General features: G+C 50.6%; 2 tRNA genes and 3 rRNA genes. All 5 read right to left on the bottom strand.

From position 1 onward, the window contains the following. Window positions 1-342 precede the first annotated feature (342 nt). Window positions 343-455: ribosomal RNA gene (gene rrf, locus Q0X97_RS11675) — 5S ribosomal RNA — on the bottom strand. A 151-nt stretch (window positions 456-606) separates the two neighbouring features. Then, window positions 607-3,493: ribosomal RNA gene (locus Q0X97_RS11680) — 23S ribosomal RNA — on the bottom strand. A 375-nt stretch (window positions 3,494-3,868) separates the two neighbouring features. Then, a tRNA-Ala gene (locus Q0X97_RS11685) sits at window positions 3,869-3,944 on the bottom strand. A 7-nt stretch (window positions 3,945-3,951) separates the two neighbouring features. Then, window positions 3,952-4,028 (bottom strand) — tRNA-Ile (locus Q0X97_RS11690). Window positions 4,029-4,128: 100 nt separating this feature from the next. Further along, window positions 4,129-5,669 (bottom strand): 16S ribosomal RNA (locus tag Q0X97_RS11695). Together the 16S, 23S and 5S rRNA genes with 2 tRNA genes alongside form the textbook arrangement of a ribosomal RNA operon. Window positions 5,670-5,908: the final 239 nt, after the last annotated feature.

Raw genomic sequence — 5,908 nt, forward strand, 5'->3', positions numbered from 1 at the left:
ACCGCCGCCAACGACCACGCCGAAGCCAGCATACCCACCAGAGCCAATACATACCGTTTCATGTTTTCCCTTCCATAATATGGATTCAAATAATATCATTACCGTAAATAACCACCATCACGACGATAGGCGATAGGTCGTATAACCGCACTAATCCGGAACACGTCGCCTCATCGCAGAAACAGCCGCGCTATCATAAGCATATTTCCCTTCCCGCTCAAATATTTTTAGCGCAACGCTGCCGCCCCACACCCCCACTGTCGCCCTCCCGCGACAACCCCACATCCCTCTCCTCAATGTAAAACCCCCGATACTATTCGGTATCGGGGGTTCGTAATGGGTGTCTGGCAGTGACCTACTTTCACATGGGTATCCACACTATCATCGGCGCTGAGTCGTTTCACGGTCCTGTTCGGGATGGGAAGGCGTGGGACCAACTCGCTATGGCCGCCAGACGTAAACTGTACAAATCGGGAAAGCCGTCAGGGAAATACATCCCCTCTCTTTATTCTTCAATCAACGGTGATGGGTATCGTCTTCAAGACTGATATAAGCTTTATTTTCGAAGCCTCCACACCCACTACGGTGCAAAGTCCTTCAAATGATAGAGTCAAGCCTCACGAGCAATTAGTATCGGTTAGCTTCACGCATTGCTGCGCTTCCACACCCGACCTATCAACGTCCTGGTCTCGAACGACTCTTTAGTGCGGTTAAACCGCAAGGGAAGTCTCATCTTCAGGCGAGTTTCGCGCTTAGATGCTTTCAGCGCTTATCTCTTCCGAACTTAGCTACCCGGCGATGCGACTGGCGTCACAACCGGTACACCAGAGGTTCGTCCACTCCGGTCCTCTCGTACTAGGAGCAGCCCCCGTCAAACTTCCAACGCCCACTGCAGATAGGGACCAAACTGTCTCACGACGTTTTAAACCCAGCTCACGTACCACTTTAAATGGCGAACAGCCATACCCTTGGGACCGACTACAGCCCCAGGATGTGATGAGCCGACATCGAGGTGCCAAACTCCGCCGTCGATATGAACTCTTGGGCGGAATCAGCCTGTTATCCCCGGAGTACCTTTTATCCGTTGAGCGATGGCCCTTCCATACAGAACCACCGGATCACTATGTCCTGCTTTCGCACCTGCTCGACTTGTCGGTCTCGCAGTTAAGCTACCTTTTGCCATTGCACTATCAGTCCGATTTCCGACCGGACCTAGGTAACCTTCGAACTCCTCCGTTACTCTTTGGGAGGAGACCGCCCCAGTCAAACTGCCTACCATGCACGGTCCCCGATCCGGATTACGGACCTGGGTTAGAACCTCAAAGACACCAGGGTGGTATTTCAAGGACGGCTCCACAGAAACTGGCGTCTCTGCTTCCAAGCCTCCCACCTATCCTACACAAGTGCCTTCAAAGTCCAATGCAAAGCTACAGTAAAGGTTCACGGGGTCTTTCCGTCTAGCAGCGGGGAGATTGCATCTTCACAACCATTTCAACTTCGCTGAGTCTCGGGAGGAGACAGTGTGGCCATCGTTACGCCATTCGTGCGGGTCGGAACTTACCCGACAAGGAATTTCGCTACCTTAGGACCGTTATAGTTACGGCCGCCGTTTACTGGGGCTTCGATCCGATGCTTGCACATCTTCAATTAACCTTCCAGCACCGGGCAGGCGTCACACCCTATACGTCCACTTTCGTGTTAGCAGAGTGCTGTGTTTTTAATAAACAGTCGCAGCCACCGATTCTCTGCGACCCTCCAATGCTTACAGAGCAAGTCTTTCACATCGAAGGGCATACCTTCTCCCGAAGTTACGGTATCAATTTGCCGAGTTCCTTCTCCCGAGTTCTCTCAAGCGCCTTAGAATTCTCATCCTGCCCACCTGTGTCGGTTTGCGGTACGGTTCGATTCAAACTGAAGCTTAGTGGCTTTTCCTGGAAGCGTGGTATCGGTTACTTCTTGTCCGTAGACAATCGTCATCACTTCTCGGTGTTAAGAAGACCCGGATTTGCCTAAGTCTTCCACCTACCGGCTTAAACAAGCTATTCCAACAGCTTGCTAACCTAACCTTCTCCGTCCCCACATCGCATTTGAATCAAGTACGGGAATATTAACCCGTTTCCCATCGACTACGCATTTCTGCCTCGCCTTAGGGGCCGACTCACCCTACGCCGATGAACGTTGCGTAGGAAACCTTGGGCTTTCGGCGAGCGGGCTTTTCACCCGCTTTATCGCTACTCATGTCAACATTCGCACTTCTGATACCTCCAGCAACCTTCTCAAGTCACCTTCATCGGCCTACAGAACGCTCCCCTACCATGCACTAGGTGCATCCGCAGCTTCGGTTATAGATTTGAGCCCCGTTACATCTTCCGCGCAGGACGACTCGACCAGTGAGCTATTACGCTTTCTTTAAATGATGGCTGCTTCTAAGCCAACATCCTGGCTGTCTGGGCCTTCCCACTTCGTTTACCACTTAATCTATCATTTGGGACCTTAGCTGGCGGTCTGGGTTGTTTCCCTTTCGACAACGGACGTTAGCACCCGCTGTCTGTCTCCCATGATTGCACTTTCCGGTATTCTTAGTTTGCCATGGGTTGGTAAGTCGCAATGACCCCCTAGCCATAACAGTGCTTTACCCCCGGAAGTGATACATGAGGCACTACCTAAATAGTTTTCGGGGAGAACCAGCTATCTCCGAGTTTGTTTAGCCTTTCACCCCTATCCACAGCTCATCCCCGCATTTTGCAACATGCGTGGGTTCGGACCTCCAGTACCTGTTACGGCACCTTCATCCTGGCCATGGATAGATCACTCGGTTTCGGGTCTACACCCAGCAACTATTCGCCCTATTAAGACTCGGTTTCCCTACGCCTCCCCTATCCGGTTAAGCTCGCTACTGAATGTAAGTCGTTGACCCATTATACAAAAGGTACGCAGTCACCTAATTAATAGGCTCCCACTGTTTGTATGCATCAGGTTTCAGGTTCTATTTCACTCCCCTCCCGGGGTTCTTTTCGCCTTTCCCTCACGGTACTGGTCCACTATCGGTCGATGATGAGTATTTAGCCTTGGAGGATGGTCCCCCCATATTCAGACAGGATTCCACGTGTCCCGCCCTACTTGTCGTATACCTAGTACCACTGATGAAATTTCGAATACGGGGCTATCACCCACTATGGCCAAGCTTCCCAGCTTGTTCTTCTATCTCAACAGCTATCATATACAGGCTCCTCCGCGTTCGCTCGCCACTACTTGCGGAATCTCGGTTGATTTCTTTTCCTCCGGGTACTTAGATGGTTCAGTTCTCCGGGTTCGCTTCGCTTATCCTATGTATTCAGATAACGATACCGTACAGAATACGGTGGGTTTCCCCATTCGGACATCACCGGATCACAGCTTTATTGCCAGCTCCCCGATGCTTTTCGCAGGCTTACACGTCCTTCGTCGCCTATCATCGCCAAGGCATCCACCTGATGCACTTATTCACTTGACTCTATCATTTGAAGTACCTTTTTGACTTCGTTGTTACGGCGTTGACTACCTTCGCAACTTAAAGGCCTCTACTTTGATAAAGCTTACTGCTTGTTGTGTGATTGACTCTGCCTTTTGTCTTCCAGAGCCAATCCGATACAATCATCACCCAAATTCTGTAATCAGCTGTAACACTGATTAGCTTCGTTTGTTTGTTGATTTCGGCTTTCCAATTTGTTAAAGATCGATGCGTTTTTTAAAAAGGAATGATCAAACTCTTCCCTCTCTAACTGCACAAATTAAAATATTCTTATTCTTTATTCTACCTTCATTCGCTTCGATGCTTATTACATCTACAAACAAAGGCAAATAAAAATACTTTGATTTGCAAAGTATTTGGTGGAGGCAAACGGGATCGAACCGATGACCCCCTGCTTGCAAAGCAGGTGCTCTACCAACTGAGCTATGCCCCCAATCTCTTGGTGGGTCTGGGAGGACTTGAACCTCCGACCCCACGCTTATCAAGCGTGTGCTCTAACCAGCTGAGCTACAAACCCAGATTACTCCAACTTCGTCGGGATTCCCCCAACCAGTCTCGCATCTTCAATGCACAGTTTACCGATAAGTGTGAATGCGACCAAACCTCTTTTTCTCTAGAAAGGAGGTGATCCAGCCGCAGGTTCCCCTACGGCTACCTTGTTACGACTTCACCCCAGTCATGAAGCATACCGTGGTAAGCGGGCTCCTTGCGGTTACCCTACCTACTTCTGGTATCCCCCACTCCCATGGTGTGACGGGCGGTGTGTACAAGACCCGGGAACGTATTCACCGCAGTATGCTGACCTGCGATTACTAGCGATTCCGACTTCATGCACTCGAGTTGCAGAGTGCAATCCGGACTACGATCGGTTTTCTGGGATTGGCTCCACCTCGCGGCTTGGCTACCCTCTGTACCGACCATTGTATGACGTGTGAAGCCCTGGTCATAAGGGCCATGAGGACTTGACGTCATCCCCACCTTCCTCCGGCTTGTCACCGGCAGTCTCATTAGAGTGCCCAACTTAATGATGGCAACTAATGACAAGGGTTGCGCTCGTTGCGGGACTTAACCCAACATCTCACGACACGAGCTGACGACAGCCATGCAGCACCTGTGTTACGGCTCCCGAAGGCACTCCTCCGTCTCTGGAGGATTCCGTACATGTCAAGACCAGGTAAGGTTCTTCGCGTTGCATCGAATTAATCCACATCATCCACCGCTTGTGCGGGTCCCCGTCAATTCCTTTGAGTTTTAATCTTGCGACCGTACTCCCCAGGCGGTCAATTTCACGCGTTAGCTACGCTACTAAGGCATCAAGTGCCCCAACAGCTAATTGACATCGTTTAGGGCGTGGACTACCAGGGTATCTAATCCTGTTTGCTACCCACGCTTTCGGGCATGAACGTCAGTATCATCCCAGGGGGCTGCCTTCGCCATCGGTATTCCTCCACATCTCTACGCATTTCACTGCTACACGTGGAATTCTACCCCCCTCTGACATACTCTAGTCACCCAGTTTCAAACGCAGTTCCCAGGTTAAGCCCGGGGATTTCACATCTGACTTAAGTAACCGTCTGCGCCCGCTTTACGCCCAGTAATTCCGATTAACGCTCGCACCCTACGTATTACCGCGGCTGCTGGCACGTAGTTAGCCGGTGCTTATTCTTCAGGTACCGTCATCAGTCATGGGTATTAACCACAACCTTTTCTTCCCTGACAAAAGTCCTTTACAACCCGAAGGCCTTCTTCAGACACGCGGCATGGCTGGATCAGGGTTCCCCCCATTGTCCAAAATTCCCCACTGCTGCCTCCCGTAGGAGTCTGGGCCGTGTCTCAGTCCCAGTGTGGCGGATCATCCTCTCAGACCCGCTACTGATCGTCGCCTTGGTAGGCCTTTACCCCACCAACTAGCTAATCAGACATCGGCCGCTCAAATAGCGCAAGGCCCGAAGGTCCCCTGCTTTCCTCCTCAGAGTATATGCGGTATTAGCCATCCTTTCGGACAGTTATCCCCCACTACTCGGTACGTTCCGATGTATTACTCACCCGTTCGCCACTCGCCACCAAAAGAGCAAGCTCTTCCGTGCTGCCGTTCGACTTGCATGTGTAAAGCATGCCGCCAGCGTTCAATCTGAGCCAGGATCAAACTCTTATGTTCAATCTCTAACTTTAACTTCTGGTCTGCTTCAAAGAAACCGACAAAGATATCTATCTTGTCTGTTTTTGTCGCAGTGTGAGGCCCAATCGCACTCACACTTATCGGTAATCTGTTCTGTTAAAGAGCATTCCAAATACCATCATAACCACAATACTGCCTAACGCAAAATCTGTTATAATGAATATTCGGTTTCAAACACCGCCGAAGCAGCGAAGAACCGAACTATACCCGCACATACC

The organism is Neisseria sp. MVDL19-042950 (assembly GCF_030504625.1).
Lineage (GTDB): Bacteria > Pseudomonadota > Gammaproteobacteria > Burkholderiales > Neisseriaceae > Neisseria.